Source organism: Pseudomonas sp. NFPP24 (assembly GCF_900112095.1).
In the GTDB taxonomy this organism is placed as follows: domain Bacteria; phylum Pseudomonadota; class Gammaproteobacteria; order Pseudomonadales; family Pseudomonadaceae; genus Aquipseudomonas; species Aquipseudomonas extremorientalis.
Genome location: NZ_FOKD01000002.1, coordinates 540,150 through 560,823 on the forward strand (window position 1 = coordinate 540,150; position 20,674 = coordinate 560,823).

Annotated in this window: 27 protein-coding genes; 3 read left to right on the top strand and 24 right to left on the bottom strand. The window is 59.7% G+C overall.

The window, feature by feature from the left end:
- Positions 1 to 24 precede the first annotated feature (24 nt).
- Positions 25 to 1,137, top strand: coding sequence for an LOG family protein (locus tag BM026_RS06225; RefSeq protein ID WP_093527688.1), 1,113 nt, complete (start codon positions 25 to 27; stop codon positions 1,135 to 1,137).
- Between the two features lie 185 nt (positions 1,138 to 1,322).
- Here the strand turns inward: BM026_RS06225 and recX are convergent, their stop codons facing one another.
- The 24 genes from recX to BM026_RS06335 all read right to left on the bottom strand — a co-directional run bounded on the left by recX (position 1,323) and on the right by BM026_RS06335 (position 16,722).
- Positions 1,323 to 1,790: a recombination regulator RecX gene (gene recX, locus BM026_RS06230; RefSeq protein ID WP_093527690.1), complete on the bottom strand. Its 468-nt coding sequence runs from the start codon at positions 1,788 to 1,790 to the stop codon at positions 1,323 to 1,325.
- Positions 1,791 to 1,798: 8 nt separating this feature from the next.
- A complete protein-coding gene (gene recA, locus BM026_RS06235) occupies positions 1,799 to 2,857 on the bottom strand; it encodes a recombinase RecA (protein WP_003189042.1) in 1,059 nt (352 codons plus the stop codon).
- An 84-nt stretch (positions 2,858 to 2,941) separates the two neighbouring features.
- A complete protein-coding gene (locus BM026_RS06240; protein WP_071488741.1) occupies positions 2,942 to 3,442 on the bottom strand; it encodes a CinA family protein in 501 nt (166 codons plus the stop codon).
- Between the two features lie 82 nt (positions 3,443 to 3,524).
- Complete coding sequence (locus BM026_RS06245; RefSeq protein WP_092241073.1) at positions 3,525 to 3,986, bottom strand: lysis system i-spanin subunit Rz; 462 nt, start codon at positions 3,984 to 3,986, stop codon at positions 3,525 to 3,527.
- Positions 3,974 to 4,531 carry a glycoside hydrolase family 19 protein gene (locus BM026_RS06250; protein ID WP_093527692.1) on the bottom strand — a complete coding sequence of 186 codons (558 nt, stop codon included), beginning with the start codon at positions 4,529 to 4,531 and terminating at the stop codon, positions 3,974 to 3,976. The genes BM026_RS06245 and BM026_RS06250 overlap by 13 nt, the downstream gene beginning before the upstream one ends.
- Before the next feature lie 55 nt (positions 4,532 to 4,586).
- Positions 4,587 to 5,594 (bottom strand): phage tail protein, encoded by a 1,008-nt coding sequence (locus BM026_RS06255; protein ID WP_093119402.1) that lies wholly within the window; start codon positions 5,592 to 5,594, stop codon positions 4,587 to 4,589.
- 9 nt (positions 5,595 to 5,603) lie between these two features.
- Positions 5,604 to 5,816 (bottom strand): tail protein X, encoded by a 213-nt coding sequence (locus tag BM026_RS06260; RefSeq protein WP_071488737.1) that lies wholly within the window; start codon positions 5,814 to 5,816, stop codon positions 5,604 to 5,606.
- The gene (locus BM026_RS06265) at positions 5,809 to 6,192 is read right to left on the bottom strand and encodes a phage tail protein (protein WP_071488736.1); all 384 of its coding nucleotides are present in this window, start codon (positions 6,190 to 6,192) and stop codon (positions 5,809 to 5,811) included. The genes BM026_RS06260 and BM026_RS06265 overlap by 8 nt, the downstream gene beginning before the upstream one ends.
- The gene (locus BM026_RS29315; RefSeq protein ID WP_256572922.1) at positions 6,192 to 7,763 is read right to left on the bottom strand and encodes a phage tail tape measure protein; all 1,572 of its coding nucleotides are present in this window, start codon (positions 7,761 to 7,763) and stop codon (positions 6,192 to 6,194) included. The genes BM026_RS06265 and BM026_RS29315 overlap by 1 nt, the downstream gene beginning before the upstream one ends.
- 5 nt (positions 7,764 to 7,768) lie before the next feature.
- The gene (locus tag BM026_RS29320) at positions 7,769 to 7,894 is read right to left on the bottom strand and encodes a hypothetical protein (protein ID WP_017844653.1); all 126 of its coding nucleotides are present in this window, start codon (positions 7,892 to 7,894) and stop codon (positions 7,769 to 7,771) included.
- The gene (locus BM026_RS06275; RefSeq protein ID WP_093119405.1) at positions 7,891 to 8,463 is read right to left on the bottom strand and encodes a phage tail assembly protein; all 573 of its coding nucleotides are present in this window, start codon (positions 8,461 to 8,463) and stop codon (positions 7,891 to 7,893) included. Before BM026_RS06275 ends, BM026_RS29320 begins: the two co-directional genes overlap by 4 nt.
- A 51-nt stretch (positions 8,464 to 8,514) precedes the next feature.
- Positions 8,515 to 9,021, bottom strand: coding sequence for a phage major tail tube protein (locus tag BM026_RS06280; RefSeq protein WP_071488733.1), 507 nt, complete (start codon positions 9,019 to 9,021; stop codon positions 8,515 to 8,517).
- Positions 9,021 to 10,187: a phage tail sheath protein gene (locus tag BM026_RS06285; protein WP_093119407.1), complete on the bottom strand. Its 1,167-nt coding sequence runs from the start codon at positions 10,185 to 10,187 to the stop codon at positions 9,021 to 9,023. Before BM026_RS06285 ends, BM026_RS06280 begins: the two co-directional genes overlap by 1 nt.
- A 2-nt stretch (positions 10,188 to 10,189) precedes the next feature.
- Positions 10,190 to 10,363 carry a hypothetical protein gene (locus BM026_RS29160; protein WP_175486651.1) on the bottom strand — a complete coding sequence of 58 codons (174 nt, stop codon included), beginning with the start codon at positions 10,361 to 10,363 and terminating at the stop codon, positions 10,190 to 10,192.
- An 83-nt stretch (positions 10,364 to 10,446) separates the two neighbouring features.
- Positions 10,447 to 10,704, bottom strand: a complete 258-nt coding sequence (locus BM026_RS06290; protein ID WP_093119414.1) for a phage tail assembly chaperone — start codon at positions 10,702 to 10,704, stop codon at positions 10,447 to 10,449.
- A complete protein-coding gene (locus BM026_RS06295; protein ID WP_093119416.1) occupies positions 10,705 to 11,322 on the bottom strand; it encodes a hypothetical protein in 618 nt (205 codons plus the stop codon).
- 63 nt (positions 11,323 to 11,385) lie between these two features.
- Complete coding sequence (locus BM026_RS06300; RefSeq protein ID WP_093119418.1) at positions 11,386 to 11,919, bottom strand: hypothetical protein; 534 nt, start codon at positions 11,917 to 11,919, stop codon at positions 11,386 to 11,388.
- Complete coding sequence (locus BM026_RS06305) at positions 11,916 to 12,554, bottom strand: phage tail protein I (protein ID WP_093120068.1); 639 nt, start codon at positions 12,552 to 12,554, stop codon at positions 11,916 to 11,918. Before BM026_RS06305 ends, BM026_RS06300 begins: the two co-directional genes overlap by 4 nt.
- Complete coding sequence (locus tag BM026_RS06310) at positions 12,554 to 13,549, bottom strand: baseplate J/gp47 family protein (RefSeq protein ID WP_093119420.1); 996 nt, start codon at positions 13,547 to 13,549, stop codon at positions 12,554 to 12,556. The genes BM026_RS06305 and BM026_RS06310 overlap by 1 nt, the downstream gene beginning before the upstream one ends.
- A complete protein-coding gene (locus BM026_RS06315; protein WP_071488728.1) occupies positions 13,546 to 13,878 on the bottom strand; it encodes a phage baseplate protein in 333 nt (110 codons plus the stop codon). Before BM026_RS06315 ends, BM026_RS06310 begins: the two co-directional genes overlap by 4 nt.
- Positions 13,879 to 13,890: 12 nt before the next feature.
- Positions 13,891 to 14,499, bottom strand: coding sequence for a phage baseplate assembly protein V (locus BM026_RS06320; RefSeq protein WP_093119423.1), 609 nt, complete (start codon positions 14,497 to 14,499; stop codon positions 13,891 to 13,893).
- Positions 14,500 to 14,502: 3 nt separating this feature from the next.
- On the bottom strand, positions 14,503 to 15,018 hold the full coding sequence (locus BM026_RS06325; RefSeq protein WP_093527694.1) for a hypothetical protein: 516 nt from the start codon (positions 15,016 to 15,018) through the stop codon (positions 14,503 to 14,505).
- A gap of 21 nt (positions 15,019 to 15,039) precedes the next feature.
- Positions 15,040 to 15,384 (bottom strand): phage holin family protein, encoded by a 345-nt coding sequence (locus BM026_RS06330; protein ID WP_071488725.1) that lies wholly within the window; start codon positions 15,382 to 15,384, stop codon positions 15,040 to 15,042.
- Positions 15,385 to 15,987: 603 nt separating this feature from the next.
- The gene (locus tag BM026_RS06335) at positions 15,988 to 16,722 is read right to left on the bottom strand and encodes a LexA family transcriptional regulator (RefSeq protein ID WP_092241067.1); all 735 of its coding nucleotides are present in this window, start codon (positions 16,720 to 16,722) and stop codon (positions 15,988 to 15,990) included.
- A gap of 125 nt (positions 16,723 to 16,847) precedes the next feature.
- Between BM026_RS06335 and BM026_RS06340 the strand changes: the two genes are divergently transcribed.
- A complete protein-coding gene (locus BM026_RS06340; protein ID WP_218189398.1) occupies positions 16,848 to 17,777 on the top strand; it encodes an AraC family transcriptional regulator in 930 nt (309 codons plus the stop codon).
- 195 nt (positions 17,778 to 17,972) lie between these two features.
- Complete coding sequence (gene mutS / locus BM026_RS06345; RefSeq protein WP_093512275.1) at positions 17,973 to 20,564, top strand: DNA mismatch repair protein MutS; 2,592 nt, start codon at positions 17,973 to 17,975, stop codon at positions 20,562 to 20,564.
- Positions 20,565 to 20,674: the final 110 nt, after the last annotated feature.

Genomic DNA, 20,674 nt, shown 5'->3' on the forward strand with positions numbered 1-20,674 from the left:
GGCCCTGCAATAAGGAGAAGTTGAATGCCTTACGAACCGAATGAGCGCCTGCTTCGGCACTTTGAAGAAAACGGTGCTGACCTCACGCAGCAGGTCGACGCTCAACTCCAGCTGATCGCTCCCAACAGCCCGAATATTCCCCTGTATCGCGACATGATCCTCACCGTGCTGCGCATGGCCCAGGACGACCGCAATCGCTGGAACGCCAAGATCACCCTGCAAGCCATCCGTGAACTGGACAATGCCTTCCGCGTGCTCGAACAGTTCAAGGGCCGCCGCAAAGTGACGGTATTCGGCTCGGCCCGTACTCCGGTGGAAAGCCCGCTGTACGCCCTGGCCCGCGAAGTCGGCGCTGCACTGGCACGCTCTGACTTGATGGTGATCACCGGCGGTGGTGGCGGCATCATGGCGGCGGCCCACGAAGGCGCGGGCCTGGAACACAGCCTGGGGTTCAACATCACCCTGCCGTTTGAACAGCATGCCAACCCGACCATTGATGGCACCGAGAACCTGCTGTCCTTCCACTTCTTCTTTACCCGCAAGCTGTTCTTCGTCAAGGAGGCCGATGCGCTGGTACTGTGCCCAGGCGGTTTCGGCACCCTGGATGAAGCGCTGGAAGTACTGACCCTGATCCAGACCGGCAAGAGCCCATTGGTGCCGGTGGTGTTGCTGGACGCGCCCGGCGGCGGGTTCTGGCAAGGCGCCCTGGACTTTATCCGCAGTCAGTTGGAAGCCAACCGCTACATCCTGCCTACCGATCTCAAGCTGATACGCCTGGTGTACAGCGCCGAAGAGGCCGTGGAAGAGATCAACCAATTTTATGCCAACTTCCACTCCACCCGCTGGTTGAAGCGTGAGTTTGTGGTGCGTATGCATCACCCTCTCAGGGATGGGGCATTGGCTCATTTGCAGACTGAATTTGCCAGCCTGCGGTTGAGCGGAGAGTTTCAACAGCTCGCGTACACCGGCGAGGAACATGATGAGCCACGGTTCAGCCATTTGACGCGGCTGGTGTTCAACTTCAATGGCCGCGATCAGGGCCGGCTGCGGGAGTTGGTGGATTACATCAACCTGCCGGAGAACTGGGCGCAGGCTCAGGGGAAGGCGCAGCAGCGGGTTACGCCGGAGCCGGCTTGATTTTTTGAGGGCAAAAAAAAAGACCCACTATTTTCATAGTGGGTCTTTTTGGTGGTGTTTCAGGTGGAGTGGAGGCGAGGCATTTGGGGCTGCTGCGCAGCCCAACGCGGGGCAAGCCCGCTCGCCACAACAAGCCCGCTCGCCATAGAAGTCTGCTCATCAATGCGGCCAGCACAGCAAGGTGTTCAGTCGTCCATATCCCGACCACTCAACAAGCGGCTTATCATTTCCATCGAAAACCCGCGATAACTCAGGAAGCGACCTTGCTTCGCACGCTCCCTGGCATCAATCGGAAGATAGCCAGCGAACTTGCGTCGCCAGGTGTCTTCCAACTGCGCCTGCCAACTGATGCCGCACTCACGTAGGGCAAGGTCGATATCAGCTCGCTGCAGGCCACGCTGGCTCAGCTCTTCGCGAATACGCGCCGGGCCGTAGCCGGATCGGGCTCGATAGGAGACAAAACTTTCAAGGTAACGGGATTCGGAAAGCAGCCCCTCTTCCGTCAAGCGGTCGAGGGCGGTTTCGATCATCTCGGGCTCCGCGCCGCGCTGACGCAGTTTACGCGTCAGCTCGACTCGACCATGCTCGCGGCGAGCGAGCAGGTCCATTGCGGTGCGCCGAACGGCGACGAGTGTATCCAGTACAACGGTCATCGTTTGCTTCAGATATCAGTGTCAGCTTCTTCCACTTCTTCAACCGGCTCGCGGTTGGCGGCAGCTTTCACGTCTGGTGCTGCGGTCAGCAGCTTGTCGCGAATCTGCTTCTCAAGCGTGGCGGCGATGTCCGGGTTATCCGCCAGGAACTTGGCCGAGTTGGCCTTGCCTTGGCCGATCTTGCTGCCGTTGTAGGCATACCAGGCACCGGATTTCTCGACGAAACCGTGCAGTACGCCCAAGTCGATCATCTCGCCGTTCAGGTAGATACCCTTGCCATAGAGAATCTGGAACTCGGCCTGACGGAAAGGCGGAGCCACTTTGTTCTTCACGACTTTGACGCGGGTTTCGCTACCCACAACCTCGTCACCTTCTTTCACCGCGCCGGTACGGCGGATGTCCAGACGGACCGAAGCGTAGAACTTCAGCGCGTTACCACCGGTGGTGGTTTCCGGGCTGCCGAACATCACACCGATCTTCATACGGATCTGGTTGATGAAGATCACCAGGCAGTTGGCATTCTTGATATTACCGGTGATTTTACGCAGCGCCTGGGACATCAGACGGGCTTGCAGGCCCACGTGCATGTCACCCATCTCGCCTTCGATTTCAGCCTTGGGCACCAGGGCGGCCACGGAGTCGACCACGATCACGTCGATGGCGTTGGAGCGCACCAGCATGTCAGTGATTTCCAGGGCCTGCTCACCGGTGTCCGGCTGGGAAACCAGCAGGTCGTCGACGTTGACGCCCAGCTTGCCGGCGTATTCAGGATCCAGGGCGTGCTCGGCATCGACGAAGGCGCAGGTGGCGCCCATTTTCTGTGCCTGGGCAATCACCGACAGGGTCAGGGTGGTTTTACCAGAAGATTCAGGACCGTAGATTTCAACGATACGGCCTTTTGGCAGGCCGCCAATGCCGAGCGCGATGTCCAGACCCAGAGAGCCAGTGGAAATAGCCGGGATCGCCTGACGGTCGTGATCGCCCATACGCATTACGGCACCCTTGCCGAATTGACGTTCGATCTGACCCAGGGCCGCAGCCAAGGCTTTCTTCTTGTTGTCGTCCATTAAAGTCCTCACGTAATCAATAAGGCCTGGTCGGCCAACACCTGTATAAGTAGACAGTATTGTTCCACAAAGATCAGAGATCGCCTACCCCTGATTTTCTATTTCTGCTGCAGCTCGTCGCAACAAGCCCTCTAGCGCGGCCTTTACCGTTTGTCGGCGGACCTCATCGCGGTTGCCGGTGAAGTGCTCAAGCTCGGCCGTGATCTCTTCGCCCACGCCAAACGCCAGCCATACGGTGCCGACCGGTTTGTCTGGCGAACCACCGTCCGGACCTGCCACACCACTGACGGCGACAGCAAACCGCGCCAGGCTTTTTTCCTGGGCGCCACGAACCATTGCCTCCACCACTTCCTGGCTGACCGCCCCGACTTTTGCAAACAATGTCTCCGGCACATTCAATTGCCGGGTCTTCTGCCGATTGGAATAGGTGACATAGCCCGCCTCGAACCAGGCCGAGCTGCCCGGAATTCGCGTGATGGCCTCCGCGATACCGCCGCCGGTGCACGACTCAGCGGTGGTGACGTGAGCGTTGAGCACCTGCAGGCGGCGACCCAGTTCGGCAGCCAGTTGAGTGATTTCCTTCACGGTCGTCTCCAGTCGTGGGCGGGGGGTTCACCTACCCTACAGGAGCCAATCGCGCGCGCAAGTGACGGACTGTCTCAAGACACTAACGGGCGACGGCTCGCACATACGCCTGGCAGGCACGCAAGGCAATCAGGGCGCTGTCGCCGTCGTCGGTGATGCGGATAATTCGCTGAGCATGCGCTGGGTCAAGTCGGGCTCGCGGGGCTGCATGAACCACGCTGCCGGCGGCGGTGGCGGCCGGCATTGGGCAGCCACTGGAAGCGTCGAGAAGGACTGACAGCCGCACATCAGCAGTAGCCAGGCGATCACGCAAAGCTGCTTGAGTACGTTGGGCATCGCTCAACTCCCGCGCATGTTGTTGGTCGATGGCACTGAGCTGTTGCTCAAGGGCCAGCCGTCTGTCTTGTTCGGCCTGCTGTAGATGCAGGGCTTTCTGGGTCTGTGCGGCCGACAAGCGTTCAATCTGTGCCCCGTACCGCCAAGCCTGCACCTGCCAGACAACGACCACCAGCACGCATACGCCAATCGCAACTAAGAAACGCATAACACCGCCTTCGCCCTCGCCCACAGCTGCAAACGATCCTCCAGGCCATTGAGCCCGCCGTTGATGCGCCGGGTGATGGTGGTGAACTGGTCTTTGTCAGCGAGTTCATTCAAGCCATTGCTTTGCCAGAACCAGGCGGCGGATTCGGCAGCCCACTGGGGCTGCTCCAGCAACATCGGCTCGCGCAATAAACGATCATCACCAAACAATGCCTGGCTGCAGGCCAGGTAGTTGCGGCGACCGGTGATCTGGATCAGCCCCCGGCCCCGGTACTTCTGGCCGTCGCCGTCCGCCTCAGGGGTATTGCCCAGGCGTGCGGCCAGGGTGCCGGTGTCGTACTTGCTCAGGTATTGATCGCTACCCAGTTCGCGCACGTAGCGCAGTTGCCCGGACTCGTGGCCGATTTGGGCGAGGAAGGCGGCGATGCGTTGTGGCGTGTTGATTTGACGGTGGAGCATGGCGCAGTTCAGCGCAGTAATGAAAACTCCCGCCTTGATGCGGGAGTTCGGTAGGATTGTTACGAGTTGCTGCTCAGACAGGACCATATTGTCTCCACATCAGAAACCTCAAACGAAGCATGAGGGGTGTCAATGGCGCGGTTTATTCCGCGAGGGACAAACCGCTCGCGCTGATCGTGCAGCGATAGCTGTCTTTGCGCTTGCCACTGGCCGTCACGGTATTGATCGACCAGCGCCCTTGCATGAAGCCTGGCCATGACTCATCCAGCAGCAACAAGCCTTCAGCGGCGAATGCGGGGTTTCCAGGGCAAATCACCTCGATCTTCAGCCCTTCACGTCTCACACGGCGCATCTCGCCTTCAGCAGCGGAACGGGCTTCAGCTTCGTTCTGGTAACGCTGCGTAACCTCTTTAAACGGCTCGATACCCACCTGCACCACGTTTTTCTTACCGGCCGCCGCATCCCACCAGGACGCTTTTGCGCCGTCATATTTGGCGCGACTGCCCTCGGACATCTTGGCGCTGATAAAAGCACGCTCACCCGGGCGATTGTCACGCGTCAGCGACAGCCGCACATCCGGCAGGGTCTTGCCCGACAACGACGTGAGCTGGCCTTTACGGCCCAGCACATAAAACTCATCGACCGGCTTGGCCACGGCATCAAAACGTCTGGCCAAGCGTGTCAGCAACGCCATGTCACTTTCGTTGGTCTGGTCAATGTGCGGAATCTGCTTGCCTTCAAGGTCAGGCGCCACCCGTGGTGAATAACCGTAGCGCGCCGTCAATTGACGGAACAACGCGCCCAGGGTGATCGGCCCGTGACTGGCGGTGCGACGTTGCTTGAACCCGTCCATGTCAAACGGTGCCGCCGTGGCCTCCAATGCCAGGCGCATGGGAAACAGTGACGGTGTGCGCTTGGTGATCTTGAACGTCCCCTTGTCCACCAGGCCGGTTTCCAGATACCCCACGCGCAGACCGATTTTCCCACCCAGGTCGGGCAGGCCATCAAGGCCCTCGATATCGAGGGTTAACTTGAGATGGTCTGAGACAAGACCGGCCGTATCACTATGCTCCCACTCCAACAGGCGTTCGTTAAGCAGCGCGGCATTGGCTCCGTAGATTTCCACCACTGGCGTATATCCAAGTGTCATAGTCGCTCCTTAGTCCCAGGCCGAAACGGGCTGCTTCGCAATGGGCTGCCTGTCCAGTTCCGGCACAATCACACTGACACCTGCCGGCAGTACTGCGCCCTGCTCGGCCAACCCTGGGTTCAACCGCCACAGCACTTCCTCGGCGGCATCGTCACAGCGGCCAAGCTCGCGGTACAGCAACAGGTTCACCGAATCACCAGCAATACTTCGCACCCTACGCATTGACGAACTCCTCCAATACCAGCGACCAATTGATAACCATGGCGGTGCCATCGTCGATCACATTGGATTGTTTTTCGCTCACCGATTTGATCGTCCACAGCCCCCAGCTGAGGCCTACGCCATCGACCAGCGGCAATGGCGCACGCAGGGCTTGCAACGCACGCAGCTCATCCAGGCGTGCCATGCCGGTTGCCCGTGCGGCCTTACCGCCGAAGGTCAGCGTTTCAAGCTCTTGGCCGACCTGGCTGGACTTGGGTTTGCCGGCAATAATCGGCAGGCCGACCCATCCACCTGTGCTGGCGCGGTCCAGGGTGTCGTAGGCGAATCCACGCGACAGCCCGAAAATAAACGTGCCCAATGCCATCTGTTGCCGCATCACACCCCTCCAATATCGGTCAGTGCCGAATCACGTCGCGACCCCAGCAGGTCGCTCATCGACAGCGGCGAAAATTGCGCTTCGATCTGTTGCACCACCAACTCCGCCAGCTGTTGATAGCTGGCCTGCTCCGTTGCATTGATGGTGATCTGCGGGGCGAACGTGACTTGACGGTTGTCGGCCGGGGCATTGTCCAGGCGCTTGCTGACGTCCGCGGGCGCGGGCAGGCGGTCGCTTGAACCGAGCAGCTTGTCACCGAGCCAACTGCCAGCCTCACTGCCCAACAAACCACCGATTGCACCACCGACCGCTGTACCGACACCGGGAAAAATCATGGTGCCGATGGCCGCACCGGCAGAGGCCCCGGCCCAGGCGCCACCGGCGGCACTGAGCCCGGCGCCGACGGATTTGGCGTCACCGTTGCGCACGCCTTCAACCACATTCATAGCGGTATCGACATACCGCATCGGGCCGAGACGACGGGCACCGACCGACTCCAGCCGGGTCATGGTGCCGGCCAACCGCGAAGTCGAGGCTTGAGGCAAATGGAGCGCCTGCGCAGCGTGCAACGCAGGCGGCGTGGGCAACATCGCCTTACCCAATCGATCGGATGCATCACGCAGCCAATTACCGAGCCTGCCGCCTTTTTTACCCGAGCCCTTGCCCTGGGCTTTACCGGAAGTGCTTTGTCCACGCTCACGCTCGTAGCCCGGCGGCAGAATAATGCTGGGACGTGTGGAGCCGCTCTGCGACTCGTCAGGGCAGCAGCAACCTTGACCCTTGTCCTTTTCTTTATCGTAACCGCCGTCCTTGAACAACTTGCCAACCCCGGGCAACTTGCCCAGCGTCATATCCACCAAATTGCCCGTCACCCGCTCTTTAATCGTCTCGCCCACGCCCGAAAAAAATTCGGAAACCACTGGTGAAACGACCGACGACATCACCGTTTCAGCAGTCTTGAGCGATTCAGCGGCGACCGGTGAATCGCTGGCCCAATTGTTGACGGTGTCCAACACGCCGGTTTTAGCCCGCAGCCATGTGGCTTCTCCCAGGACCGGCACAGGTTCAAGTGTTTTGGTCAACCGCTCCGTGCTTTTGGTCGACTCTTCGCGCAAGACCGTTATTGATTTTTCCGGGGGGAGTTTCGATCCAAACGCAAAGCTGGCATTCGCCTGCTGAAAAGCCGTGACCGGGTCGAGGCGCTCCATGTTGCGCACCGTCAAGGCTTCGTGGGTCAGGCGCCGATCATCCACCTTGCTCGACTGGAACGCCGTGGCGCTGCTCGGCTCAATCTGCCTGTCAGTTCTGGACGGGTTAACGTCTACGGCTTCAAGCCGCGATACAGAGGCGCGCAGTCCATCCACGCTGCTGCGCAGTAACCCCAGGGACAATGACAGACCACCGAGCTGCAAGCTTGCGTTAGTCAGCGCCACGCTCATCGGGTGTATCGGTGTCGCCTCACCAAGGTGTTCAGGTGCCAAGGCGCCTGAGTTGACAATGGCGGCGTCCTTGCCGACGACCGCCTGGCCATCCTTGGCCGTGGCATACGCCAACGAATACTTGTCCTGCATCCCGCTTACTCCTGTTTGACGCCAAGGCGAGTGATCGCGATGTCGTAGCGGCGCAATGCTTTCCCGGCGTCCCAGTCGAGGATCTCGGCCTCATTGACTGAGTAAATCAGCGGCACCACATCGAGGATCACTTCGATGTCGCGCTCCGAAAGAAGTCCGCCGGTTGATTTAAAAAATCGTCGATACGCTCCTGCAATTCAGTCCAGTCAGGCACGGTCAGGCCGGCCAGGTCAGGAATCATCAGGCCGGCGCAGTGAGCAGTGATGAACTCGGCGCGTTCTTTGTTGGTGGCGAGTTTTTTCATCACCTTGGTAGCGCGCAGCGCGGGCATTTCCAGGGGCAGTTCGATGAGGTTTCGGCCGGCTGCGTCGAGGGGCAACAGCAGTCGGACGGGTTGGTCGTGGGTCGACTCCGCTTGTTCGCCGAGAAAGAACGACGCAGGAAGAGTCGACATCTCGTGTACGTACTGGGAAATGCTCACGTAGTCCGGGCGCTTGAGTTGGTCGAGTTCTTTTTCCGACAGGCCGGTGGCGAGTTTCGCCAGTTCGAAAAACTGGTCGTCCTCGTCATCACCGGCCCGGGCCAGCGCGTCTTTTTGCGCGGCGTAGTACAGCGGTTTGAGTTGCACCTGCTCGATTATCGCGCCGGTATCGGCGGTGATCGGGGACAGCAGGACATGCAGCGGTGGCATCCAGGCCATGGGACAGCTCCTTGGTGAAGTATGGGGGCGAGCACGCCCGCCCCCGGGGCATTACGGCATCAGCACGGCGCGGCGCGCATCGCCGAGGATGTCGACGCCGTTGAGCACGAACTTCTGGGTGCGTACATCGATGTCGATGACCGGAATACCGTTTTCCAGGCGGTTGTAAGTGCGGCAGGACAGCTCCAGGGTGGTGAGTGCCTTATCGCCCATCTTCAGCTTCGCTTCGGACAGGGATTTGAGCTTGCCGCCAACGGTGTGGTAGGTGAAGTAGGTCTTGCCATCCTGATCCTGGCCGGCTTCGCGCACGTTGAGCAGGATGTCATCACCCAGGCGTACGCCCAGCGCGAGCATGATCTCCGGGCCGGCACCTTGCAGCACCAGCGTGGCGCCGAGCACCTTGCCGCTCTTGGCCATTTCCTCGGCGATAAAACGCCCGCCGGACATGGGCTCCATGTCGAACTCGATCTTCGGCGGAGTGAACTCCTCCACCGTCGCGGACAACGGCAGGCCTTGAAGGGTGGCCGCGATGGCCTGTCTGACTCGGTTGGTAAACATTAGAGAACGTCCTCCAGGAACTGCTCGATGATTTCATCGCGGGCATTGAGTTGATAAATCATGTGTTCATTCGGCGCGTAGCGGCCGTAGTCGATGACGATGAACCAGGTGCCGTTCTTGTACTTCTCGACACTGTTCAATTCCGGATGCAGGTACACGCTGCCACCAGGGATGGTTTCATCGGCGACCAGGGTTTGCAGCCAGTCGTTGATGCGCTTGACCTCCTGGTCCATGAAGGACTTCGTGAGGTTCTTGGCCATGGCTTTCTGGCCGGCCTTGACCAGCTTGCGGCTGATCGCATCTTCCAGGCCGACGTAGCTGATGAACTTGCCGGTGATGGAGCGGTTACCCAGCAGCGAGAAACCGCCGAGGATGGTACGGGCGTAGTAGCTCACGCCGTAGCGGTTGAGCAGGTCGCCTTCGGTGGAGGTGTCGAGGATGTTGTACTCGACCACGCGGGAAACGTCCTCGGCGAACGTCACCTGATTGCCTGGGCTTTCCCACTGCTTGACCTTGGCCAGCGCAGCGATGGCCAGGGACGATGGCGCGAGGAACACGTTTTTCTTGGCCGCCTTGGAGTACACCGACGGCATGTTGTGCACCAGAAGGCAGCGGTCAAAACCGAGATCGGCGCCGCCCAGTTCGCCGCTGTAGGTCACTTGGTCGGCGACGCTGGCGTCTTTGCCATCCAACACCACGCGAGCTTTGATGCGCTTGCCGAACGAGGCGAACTCACCGGCTACCGCCTTGGTGCCGGTGAAGCCTGGGGCGCCGATGATAGTCAGGTCTTCCGGTACGCTGGCCAGCGCGGCCAGGCCCAGTTTACGACCGGTCACCGGCTCGTCACCGCCGATCACGTTATTGAGCGTGTCCGCCGGGGTGGCGCCCTCCTCCACGATCACCACATAGACCGGTACCTTCACCACCTTGAGTATCTGGTACACGGCGTGGAACAGCGTGCCCGACTCCGTGCCGGTCGGGTCCAGCAGCGCCTGGGTGGTTAAACTGTTGATGCGGAACGGCGCATTCTTCGGGATCGACGCATGGGCCTTCGGCGCAGTGCCGACCAGGCCGATCACGTTGTCACCCAGGCCACCCATGGCCTCGGGGGATTCGGTGGCATTCACGGTGATGCCGTTGTGCTCGAAGTTCAGAACCTCAGCCATGGTCAGTCAGCCTTCTTGGGGGTGGAATTGAGGACGCTGGTCAGTTCCAGGCGGCCAGCGGTGCGCAGGGCGGATGCTTCGACGTCCAGCAGCTCAAGTTCCTCGCCGACGGTGGACCAATGGCCGCCTCCGGTGGGGAAAGGGATGAGGACGGTGTAGGTTTGGCGGTTTTGCATAGGGACAAATCTCCGGGTGGAAAACGCCAAAGCCCCTGCGGGAGGGGCTTTGGGAGGCGAAAAAAAACCGCTTTCGCGGTAGGTTATTTAAGGAATATTGGCAGGTCCGGCCATACCACCTTATAAGGGTCGCCGGAGTCTTGGGGAACATCACGCACGGCCTGACGATACAGCGCGAGCTCACTTCGTTGCGCATCCGTGAGTGGACTATCTACGGCCTGCATTGCTTCTGTTGCGTTCAGCAACTGTCGACGACAGGTACGAATGGACGCCCACTCGGCGAGGGCGATAGACTCAGGATTAGGTTTGTATTGAGATCCCACTTCAATTGTTTCGCTCATTTAAAACTCCACCTTATCTGTCAGTGACAGTTTCGACTTAAGACTCCCCACTGCAAACAACCCTCCGATACCGACCTGCATTGTATCGATACGAATGGTTGTCACATAAATGCTTGGAAACTTCAAGCGCATAATCACATTACCAGTCGAATCGGTGTAAATTCCTGGAGACATGTTCCCGAAAACGGCTTTGTTCAATACTGCCCTTTGAGGCGAGTAGCAGTAGCCCACAATAGTCTCGTCTACGATAGTTGCACTGCCGTAACTGTAACCACGAATATTAAACCAAAACATTTGATCGTGAGTATTGATATTCACCGGCAGTTTGAAGTGCATGTAAATATTATCCGACGTGCCTAGATCAACGACGGAAAATCCGCCAGATGCACCTGTGTTTTGGGGCCCACCGGTCCCCCACACGCCGCCTTGGAACACGTTAAGTTGGACCGAACCTGATGCCCCTACCAACCCAACCATATCTTTTTTGCTGCGGAATTCATCAAACTCTGCACGCGCCACATCCATCCGTGTGTCAATTTGAGAAATCTTCCCGTTGACGACAGCTGTCAAACTATCTGTTGCAGTGACCAACTCACCTATTTTCTGCTCAATGCCCATATTGAACCTCTTAATTATTAATCGTCCCGAATAGTGCCAACGCACACAGCCTTCAGATTATTGTTAACCGTTATTTTCCAGAGCCATCACTCGAAATAACACACCGACGTGCCTGGCCATATTATTCACAGTGGCGGCTGCTAAAACTGCCAACTCTTCCGTAAGCAACAAGTTAAAGTTGTCACTCCCCACCACGATCGTCACACTGTTCGCTGGCAATGGCGAAATATCCAGCGTAAATTTTTGCAGTACTCGCGCTGCCGCCGCTTTATACGTCAACAACTTCCCTGCCACGGAATACACCGCCAGCAAAGTCCCGCTGGCGAGATAAAACCCGAACTCGCCGATTTCATATTCGGCCTCGCCATCAAACAGTGCGGCCATCCTGAGTTGCCGGTCGCCCAAGTCCTCGTAATCCACAATGGCGACCCGTTGGCGCTCATCGCGCAAGGCTATTTCCGAGCCGTCAGGGCTGTAGCGGCCGGTACCGGCGCCAATGTGGGTGATTTCGCCTTTCAAGCCCTGGTTCTTTGCCTGCAGCACTTCATCCAAACCTTTGGAGGTGAAGCGCACCAGGCGCGTAATGTCATCTGTCATGGCTGCGCCCTGAGGTCGTAGTCGTTAATGGTGTAGTGACGGGTGGCCCCGACACTGTTAAGCCGAGCAGCCAACGCCAACTCCGGTAGTGCGCTGGTCAGAGAAAACTCACCATCACTCAACGAAGCATGTGCGACTTGAGTGAACGCAAGGCGCCCTTGGGTTTCGAGAACGATGGTGATCGTTGCCAGGTCCCGCTCACTCTGCGCTGCATTGATGCGGCGGATTAGGCGGTTGTGGTCACCACTGGACCAACTGCGCCCGATGATGGCCTGCACATCAAAGGTGTAAGGCAAGCCCAAGGGCCGCTGCTGATACCAGGCACTGATGTTGGGAGTGAACCCCAGTGACTCCACCGCGTGAACGAGCGCCTTCGGTGTCCCCGCCTGACGCTGTATCTGCCAGGACAAGGCCACAGTCAGGCGTTTTTCCGACTCGCTGGCGTCAGCATCCCATTCACTGACGCCGCGGTCGGCGGCCAGATAAGGAAGAAACTCGCTGGGCGTTTGCAGCGGACTCATCAAGGCCGGAAATGGCGGACTCACTCGATCCAGCAGCCTGCCCAACCCCAGGTCCAGCGCCCTTTCCAGCGGTGAGCTGTTGACCGGCAACAGGCTCGCTTTGGGTTCATCCATCATAGCGTGCGCACCTCCACCTCGACGCCCGTGCAATACGGGGCCTGGAACGCGGTGCTGATGATCGGCTCCAGCGGCTCAAGGATTTGCAGTTGCGCGGCGCCGGCACTGTGGATCGCGTAGTCGATCCAGCTCGGGTCGACCCGGCCTTCCAGGCGATGGCACGAGTCGGCGTAGGTTTGCAGCAGTTTCTGTGCCGCGACCTGGGTCAAGCCCGAATCCGGGCCGGCGTTGATCTTGGCGACCACCCGAATCTTGTAGCGCTGGATCTGCGCGCCCTGGACGCTGACCAGATCGGTCTCCGGCCTTACATCGGGCCGTGCGAAATGTCGCCGAACGCCGTCAAGCAAATCGGCGGAAGCGGTGCCATCACCCTCCCTGGAAAGCACGGTGACCATCACCTCGCCGGGCGCGGTACGTCGAGCGTTGCCGTCCTTGACCTGCGCCGCGTAGCCGTCCGGATCAAAGGTGTAGCTGACGGTCACTACGCCCGGCGTGGCGCTTTGCACCTTGACCGATGGCCGCTCGCCCAGGGTGAACACCTCGCGACGATACTGCATGCGCGAGCCTGCCGCCGGGGCGTGGGGCGCCAGGTAGTAACGCAGGCGGGCGTCGTCGTCGCTTTCCAGAATCGGCGGCACCGGCGGGAAAGCGGCCGGGTCACCTGGGTCGAGGACCTGGCGCTCCAGGCCCATATCGGCCAGGCGTGCATCCAGGTTGCTGCCGGTGGCCCACCACGCCAGCATCTGCTTGATGCGGGCGTTGTACTTGCGTTCGTGGGTTTGCAGGCGCACGCAAAATGCTTCCATGGCCAGGGTCAGCAGTTCGCTTTCATTGTCGAGGCTGATCTTGAGTTTGGCCGCGCTTTGCGGGGCGCGAGTGGCGACGTAATCAACCACGAAGGCCTTGAACTCGGCCAGCAATGGTTCGAACTCATCGACCGCGATGATGGCCGGTTCGGCCAGTTGGTTCTGGCCAGGGATCAACATGCTCATGTCACGACCTCGAAGGATTGCTGGCGGTTTTTCCAGGTGCCGGCAAAACGCAGCAACAAACCGGCGCCCTGACGGGTAGCGACGATGATCTGGGGCTGAAAGTCGGCGATACCGTTCTGGGGGTTATAGAACGCCTGGGCGGCGTGGCTTTGGGCGAGGATCAGCAGATCGTCACCGAGGTTCTGCCCGAGCAGTTGCGGGATCAGCGAGCCGTACAACGGGCGCTTCTGGCGAGTGCCCACGGGAGTGGTCAGCGCTCGGGTGGCGCGCTGCACGAATTGCAACCAGTCATCGACGGCTGCCCCGGTGTCACGGTCGATTCCAATCATGGGATGTCCTTATCAGGGGCTGATGACCCGGCCTTGATGGTCCACCACCGGGCCGGTGAAGTGCGCGCCGCCGGCATCCAGCGACAGGCTGGTACCGCCGACTTGCAGCGTGATGCTCTGGCCGCTCATCGTCAGGCTGGCGGCGCCGACCTTGACGTAGACCTGTTCGCGAGAACCGATAAACGTGGTTGGGCCGTTGACCCAATTGAAGGCGTGGCTGGCGTCGTCGTAGTCGCTCTGGGTGCCATCCTGATAACGCCGCCGGGTCAGCGTCGGAACACTGGAAACCGGCGGAAAACGATCGCTGTTCAAGCCGAACAAAGCCACCGACTGCGCCCCACCCTCGCCGCCGCCATAGTTGAGCAACAAGCATTGTTCGCCCACTGAGGGGATACGGGTTTCGGTCTGCGCCCCGGCGCTGGGGTTGAAAAACCTGATCGCCGGACTGAGTAAGTCCCCGTGGCTGATCGTGCAGGTATTGCTGGCGGCGTCGACCTCCTGGCACACGCCAATTCGGCAGAAGCTTTCTGCGCGTCGATAGAGATCTTCAAGCTGGGCTTCCATTTCGGCCAGGCGCTCGACGATCGGCCCCAGTTGCATGCGTAGCAATGCATCGAACATGGGCTACTCCTGCAACGGGCGGTATTGGTCGGGATCATCGATGTTCGTGACTTCCCAGGTGCAGGCAAACAGCGGCTTGCCTGTGGGATCTTCGAGCAGCGACGGGCCGAGATAGAGGGTTTGGATGAAGGAAACAGTCCAAGTGTCGTAGTCCGTTTCTGCACTGCTGAGCACGGAAGGTGCCGCGACAATCGCGGTGGGCAGGTCACATTGATCGGGCGGCAGGCCCCAGCGGTTATCCAGGGCCAAGTCCATCAGTTGGCTGGCCAGGTCGCAGGCGTCAAAGGGCGTCGAGCCACTGACGACCGTGACCTTGAGTGAAACCGACAAGGCATGCGCCTTGCGCCCGGCAAGGGAGCGAACGCCCGGGCCATTGCGCTCCACGCTGATCAAAATGCCGTTTTTGTCGCCCGTGTCGGAGAAGTCATGGTGATTACCGACCCGTAGTTGTGGGAACGCGCGCGTCAGCGCGTCGCCAATCGCCACAGGCAGTTGGGAAGGTTTTTCGAGAAGTGTCATCTGCTTGCATCCTTGCAGCGCTTACTGCTGATCCGGGCGAGAGTTCGGGGCCTGGTTGACCCCAATGCGCTTGGCCGCCCAGCGTTCATAAAGGCCGATGGCCACGTCCGCACCGGCCATGGCGGTGAGGCAACCAATGGCCCCGGCGGTCCAGATCGACATGCCGGCGGCGTAGCACAGCATCAAGGCCGAGACCCCGCAGACCATGCACGCCCCGGACCGCAGGGCCAGGCGCCGGATCAACGACCAACCGCGGGCGCCCTCCTTGTCGGCGCGCCACATTTCGCCGGACACCCCGCCGATCAGGGCCAGTACGATCACCAGCCAGATAGGCATTTCCGCTAACGCTTGCTGCTCGTTTGTCATGTCACGCCTCCTGGCTGAGCACTACCGGCGCCGGGCCGGCTCTTGGGTAAATCCATTTCGTAGGTAGGCATTCCAAAAAGCCCGGTTGCCCGGGCATTTCAGTAATGCGGTCCATATTCGATCTTTCGGCGCTACTGGCGCGGTACGGATCTTTCCTCGATGTTTTTCCGACCACGATCCCTGTCTGCCGGATAACTGCTTCTGGTGCTTTACGCTGCACACCCGGGTCAGTTGCCAACCCTCTGAACCGTTATGAGGCCGGTTCATCGCTGCCTGTGTTGGTCATGCTTTGAAACTAAAGAGCGTCGGCATCCTTGCCGGTATTGCCTGGCATCCCTGCCATCGCTCAGATGGCGTCCTTGCCGGTGTTGCGTGCCTTCCTTGTCTTTCCTGGCAGCATCCTTGCCGCCTCCACCAAGCCTTGTTTGGCTGGCTTGAGACGAAGAATAGATATGTATGCATATACAGTCAATGCACAAATGCATTTATTTTTACCAAACAAATGCATTGGCGCATTTATAGCCTTATAGGACGGGGGTTTGGCGATTTTCTGCAGACGGAAAAAAGCCCGCTCGTTGGCGGGCTTTGTCTTACGCGGGAAGGTTAACGGGCGTACATACCCCACCAGAACACATGACCCAGGATGCTGATCTGCTCATCCTGGATTTCCTGGAAGCTGTAGTCCTCATCCGGGTGCTCATCGCGGTTGAAACTGCGCAGGCGGATCCCGGAAGGCAGGCGATAGAGCTGTTTCACGCGCAATTGGCCGTTGTGATTGATGGCATACAAGTCACCATCGACGATATCGCCGATGCCACTCTTGCCCGCGTTCACCCCGACCGTCGCACCGTCGCGCAGCACCGGCAACATGCTGTTGCCGCGCACCGTCACGCACTTGGCCTGGTCGAACTGCACACCGTTATGCCGCAGGCTGCGCTTGCCGAACCGCAGGCTGGCCTTCTCGCTTTCCTCGATGACGAATCTTCCTGATCCAGCAGCCAATTCAACCTCGCGCAGAAAGGGGATCGACACCTCGTCATCATTGACGGGCGTGTCGTCGTCCCACAGGCTTATGTCCTTGAGTTCCGAATGCATCGGGTCGCGCGCGTCATCGCGCAACGCGCCCATCGCCGCGCGCCCGCGCAGGTAATCGGTGCTGACACGGAAGTACTCGGCGATACGGGAGATGTGCTTGTCCGACGGATCAACGATCTTGCCGCTGAGGATCCGGGACAGCGTGGATTGTGGCACGCCGGTGCGCCGGTAAAGCTCCGTGGGGGAGATCCGGTCGCGGTCCAGCAATTCTCTTAAGACGATAGAAACGTTGCGTTTTTGCATAACGAGGATAGTGACGGGAGTTTTTTGGCTTGGCAAATGCTAATTTGCATTTTTTATGCATACTATCACGCACTATGACAACCAAATCCTCCGTCCACGCATCCCGCGCCGAGTACGCCCGACGCATGAACCGCGTACTCAACTACATAGATACCCACCTGGATACCCCCTTGGAGGGTGCCCGGTTGGCCGATATCGCCAACTTTTCGCGCTTCCATTTTCATCGGATTTTCGCGGCGTGGATGGGCGAGACATTGGGCAGTTATGTCCGCCGGCGGCGACTGGAGAAGGCGGCGTTCCGCCTGTCCTGCGGCAACCACGAAACCGTACTGGAAACAGCATTGGCCAGCGGTTTCAACTCGGGCGAAGCATTCGCACGGGCCTTCAAACTACAGTTTGGCTGCACGCCATCCGAGTGGCGCACCAACACACCGCAGCGACTGGCAGCACAGGCGGCTGCCATCGGCCCGCGCCCGGGTGCGCAGCAGAGCAATCCTGATCAGGTCTTCGGCAATGCCCATCAGGCACATGAGCGTACGTTCGACGACGCTGGGCTCTCTTCTCCTTCAACGAAAGAGCCCATCATGGACGTACGCATCATTGATTTACCCAAGGTACGCGTTGCCTACCAACGCCTGATCGGCCCCTATGGCCCCGCAATCGGCCACTTCTGGCGCGGGACCATGGCGCCGTGGATGCACTCCAATGGCCTCGGCGATGAACGGTGTTACGGCATAGGGTATGACGACCCATCCATCACGCCCCCGAACAAGTGCCGCTACGATGCTTGCGTTGAAGTGCCAGCCTCTTTTGTGACCAGCGCCCAGGCAGACACCCAGACCCTGCCGGGCGGCCGCTATGCCGTAGCGAGCTTCAAAGGGAAAACAGAAAAAATAGCCGATGCCTGGATGTGGCTGACGCGAGAATGGATGCCTTCCAGCGGTCTGCAATGCGATGACCGACCATGTTTCGAGATGTTCTTTGCGGCAACCGCAACCGATTCTGACACCGGTGAGTTCATCTGCGACATCTGCATCCCTGTGCGGTCGCTGTAATACAAAGGCATGAAAGATATCGGCGGCGCGCTTACTTGCAGTTAAGTAAATGCAGCGCCGGCTTTTGCGTTTTACCTATCCGTTTGCGACCTGCGAAGCTCCGACCTCGCATGTTAACCTTGCGCCCATCGCAAAATCGCAGGGCGGAATGCCCCACATTTGCCCCACTCCTTTCAACGAATTTGCCTACGACCAATGAGTAAAACCACTTCAGACCTGTCCTCCCACACCCCGATGATGCAGCAGTACTGGCGCCTCAAGAACCAGCACCCTGATCAGTTGATGTTCTACCGCATGGGCGACTTCTACGAGATCTTCTACGAAGACGCAAAGAAGGCCGCCAAGTTGCTGGACATCACGCTGACCGCGCGCGGGCAGTCGGCGGGGCAGTCGATTCCGATGTGTGGGATTCCTTACCATTCGTTGGAGGGTTACCTGGTCAAGCTGGTGAAGCTGGGCGAGTCGGTGGTGATCTGTGAGCAGATCGGCGACCCGGCGACCAGCAAGGGGCCAGTTGAACGCCAGGTGGTGCGAATTATTACGCCAGGAACGGTGAGTGATGAGGCGCTGCTGGATGAGCGTCGCGATAACCTGATTGCCGCCGTGTTGGGCGATGAGCGCCTGTTTGGCCTGTCGGTACTGGATATCACCAGCGGCAACTTCAGCGTGTTGGAGATCAAGGGCTGGGAGAACCTGCTGGCGGAGCTGGAACGCATCAACCCAGTGGAGCTGTTGATCCCGGATGATTGGCCAAAGGATCTGCCGGCAGAAAAACGTCGTGGGGCCAAGCGCCGTGCGCCGTGGGATTTCGAGCGTGATTCGGCGCTGAAAAGTCTGTGCCAGCAGTTCTCCGTACAGGACCTCAAAGGCTTCGGGTGCGAGACCCTGACCCTGGCCATCGGCGCCGCCGGTTGCCTGCTTGGCTACGCCAAGGAAACCCAGCGCACCGCCCTGCCGCACTTGCGCAGCCTGCGTCATGAGCGTCTGGACGATACCGTGGTGCTCGATGGCGCCAGCCGTCGCAACCTGGAGTTGGATACCAACCTGGCCGGTGGTCGCGATAACACCTTGCAATCGGTGGTCGACCGCTGCCAGACGGCCATGGGCAGCCGCCTGCTGACCCGCTGGCTGAACCGTCCGCTGCGGGACCTGACAGTGCTGCAAGCACGCCAGACGTCCATTACCTGCCTGCTGGACGGCTATCGCTTTGAAAAGCTGCAGCCACAGTTGAAGGAAATCGGCGATATCGAGCGCATCCTGGCGCGGATCGGCCTGCGTAACGCACGACCCCGTGACCTGGCGCGCCTGCGCGATGCCCTCGGTGCCCTGCCGCAACTGCAGGTGGCGATGACCGAGCTGGATACGCCGCACCTGCAACAGCTTGCAACTACAGCCGGGACTTACCCGGAGCTGGCGGCCTTGCTGGAAAAAGCCATCATCGACAACCCGCCGGCGATCATCCGTGACGGCGGCGTACTCAAGACCGGTTACGACAGCGAACTGGACGAACTGCAGTCCCTGAGCGAAAACGCCGGGCAGTTCCTGATCGACCTGGAAGCCCGCGAAAAAGCCCGCACCGGTCTGGCCAACCTGAAAGTCGGCTACAACCGTGTGCATGGCTACTTTATTGAGTTGCCCAGCAAGCAGGCCGAATCGGCGCCGATCGATTATCAACGTCGCCAGACCCTCAAAGGCGCCGAACGGTTTATCACCCCGGAGCTGAAAGAATTCGAAGACAAGGCACTGTCGGCCAAGAGCCGCGCCCTGGCTCGAGAGAAGATGCTCTATGAGAATCTGCTGGAGGACTTGATCAGCCAATTGGCACCGCTGCAGGACACTGCCGCAGCGCTGGCCGAACTGGACGTGCTGAGCAACCTCGCCGAGCGTGCGCTGAACCTTGATCTGAACTGCCCGCGTTTTGTCAGCGAGCCGTGCATGCGCATCGTGCAAGGTCGTCACCCGGTTGTAGAACAGGTGCTGACCACGCCGTTCGTTGCCAACGACCTGTCCCTGGACGACGATACCCGTATGTTGGTGATCACCGGTCCGAACATGGGCGGTAAATCCACCTACATGCGTCAGACCGCTTTGATCGTGCTGTTGGCGCATATCGGCAGCTTTGTGCCGGCGGCCAGTTGCGAGCTGTCCCTGGTGGACCGCATTTTTACCCGGATCGGCTCCAGCGATGACCTGGCCGGTGGGCGCTCGACCTTTATGGTGGAAATGAGCGAAACCGCCAACATCCTGCATAACGCTACCGAACGCAGCCTGGTGCTGATGGACGAAGTGGGTCGCGGCACCAGCACCTTCGACGGTTTGTCCCTGGCCTGGGCGGCAGCCGAACGCCTGGCGCACCTGCGTGCCTACACGCTGTTTGCCACGCACTATTTCGAGCTGACGGTGTTGCCGGAAAGCGAGCCGCTGGTAGCCAACGTGCACCTGAACGCCACCGAGCACAACGAGCGCATCGTGTTCCTGCACCACGTACTGCCAGGGCCCGCCAGCCAGAGCTACGGCCTGGCCGTGGCGCAACTGGCGGGGGTGCCGAACGATGTGATCATTCGCGCTCGCGAGCACCTCAGCCGCCTGGAAACCACGGCCCTGCCCCATGAGACGGTGGTCGCCAGCCCAGCCAAAGCCGCCAGCAAACCGGCTGCGCCGCACCAGAGCGACATGTTTGCCAGCCTGCCCCATCCGGTGCTGGATGAATTGGCTAAGCTTGACTTGGATGGCTTGACGCCGCGAAAAGCGCTCGAAATGTTATATGCACTGCAAGTTCGGATATAACGCACACGCTTGCAAGCTGGTAGACTCTCGCGCGGTTTGGGATGCTGCAGGCTATTAGCCTGGCCTGCAGACTATCGCTCCCAAACCTCGCGAGCCCTGCCACAAAGGGT

Excerpts from the sequence above, each read along its gene's own strand:
- BM026_RS06300 (WP_093119418.1), bottom strand. The coding sequence starts at position 11,919 with ATGACAGATGACATTACGCGCCTGGTGCGCTTCACCTCCAAAGGTTTG.
- BM026_RS06330 (WP_071488725.1), bottom strand. The coding sequence starts at position 15,384 with ATGACAAACGAGCAGCAAGCGTTAGCGGAAATGCCTATCTGGCTGGTG.
- BM026_RS06275 (WP_093119405.1), bottom strand. The coding sequence starts at position 8,463 with ATGGCCTGGATGCCACCGCTGCATGTCCTGCTGTCCCCGATCACCGCC.
- BM026_RS06250 (WP_093527692.1), bottom strand. The coding sequence starts at position 4,531 with ATGGTCCTGTCTGAGCAGCAACTCGTAACAATCCTACCGAACTCCCGC.
- BM026_RS06310 (WP_093119420.1), bottom strand. The coding sequence starts at position 13,549 with ATGAGCATGTTGATCCCTGGCCAGAACCAACTGGCCGAACCGGCCATC.
- BM026_RS29160 (WP_175486651.1), bottom strand. The coding sequence starts at position 10,363 with ATGCAAAACCGCCAAACCTACACCGTCCTCATCCCTTTCCCCACCGGA.
- BM026_RS06335 (WP_092241067.1), bottom strand. The coding sequence starts at position 16,722 with ATGCAAAAACGCAACGTTTCTATCGTCTTAAGAGAATTGCTGGACCGC.
- recA (WP_003189042.1), bottom strand. The coding sequence starts at position 2,857 with ATGGACGACAACAAGAAGAAAGCCTTGGCTGCGGCCCTGGGTCAGATC.
- BM026_RS06255 (WP_093119402.1), bottom strand. The coding sequence starts at position 5,594 with ATGACACTTGGATATACGCCAGTGGTGGAAATCTACGGAGCCAATGCC.
- BM026_RS06280 (WP_071488733.1), bottom strand. The coding sequence starts at position 9,021 with ATGTTTACCAACCGAGTCAGACAGGCCATCGCGGCCACCCTTCAAGGC.
- BM026_RS06295 (WP_093119416.1), bottom strand. The coding sequence starts at position 11,322 with ATGGGCATTGAGCAGAAAATAGGTGAGTTGGTCACTGCAACAGATAGT.
- BM026_RS06225 (WP_093527688.1), top strand. The coding sequence starts at position 25 with ATGCCTTACGAACCGAATGAGCGCCTGCTTCGGCACTTTGAAGAAAAC.
- BM026_RS06315 (WP_071488728.1), bottom strand. The coding sequence starts at position 13,878 with ATGATTGGAATCGACCGTGACACCGGGGCAGCCGTCGATGACTGGTTG.
- recX (WP_093527690.1), bottom strand. The coding sequence starts at position 1,790 with ATGACCGTTGTACTGGATACACTCGTCGCCGTTCGGCGCACCGCAATG.
- BM026_RS06340 (WP_218189398.1), top strand. The coding sequence starts at position 16,848 with ATGAACCGCGTACTCAACTACATAGATACCCACCTGGATACCCCCTTG.
- mutS (WP_093512275.1), top strand. The coding sequence starts at position 17,973 with ATGAGTAAAACCACTTCAGACCTGTCCTCCCACACCCCGATGATGCAG.
- BM026_RS06325 (WP_093527694.1), bottom strand. The coding sequence starts at position 15,018 with ATGACACTTCTCGAAAAACCTTCCCAACTGCCTGTGGCGATTGGCGAC.
- BM026_RS06285 (WP_093119407.1), bottom strand. The coding sequence starts at position 10,187 with ATGGCTGAGGTTCTGAACTTCGAGCACAACGGCATCACCGTGAATGCC.
- BM026_RS06260 (WP_071488737.1), bottom strand. The coding sequence starts at position 5,816 with ATGCGTAGGGTGCGAAGTATTGCTGGTGATTCGGTGAACCTGTTGCTG.
- BM026_RS06305 (WP_093120068.1), bottom strand. The coding sequence starts at position 12,554 with ATGGATGAACCCAAAGCGAGCCTGTTGCCGGTCAACAGCTCACCGCTG.
- BM026_RS06290 (WP_093119414.1), bottom strand. The coding sequence starts at position 10,704 with ATGAGCGAAACAATTGAAGTGGGATCTCAATACAAACCTAATCCTGAG.
- BM026_RS06320 (WP_093119423.1), bottom strand. The coding sequence starts at position 14,499 with ATGTTCGATGCATTGCTACGCATGCAACTGGGGCCGATCGTCGAGCGC.
- BM026_RS06265 (WP_071488736.1), bottom strand. The coding sequence starts at position 6,192 with ATGCGGCAACAGATGGCATTGGGCACGTTTATTTTCGGGCTGTCGCGT.
- BM026_RS06245 (WP_092241073.1), bottom strand. The coding sequence starts at position 3,986 with ATGCGTTTCTTAGTTGCGATTGGCGTATGCGTGCTGGTGGTCGTTGTC.
- BM026_RS29315 (WP_256572922.1), bottom strand. The coding sequence starts at position 7,763 with ATGCAGGACAAGTATTCGTTGGCGTATGCCACGGCCAAGGATGGCCAG.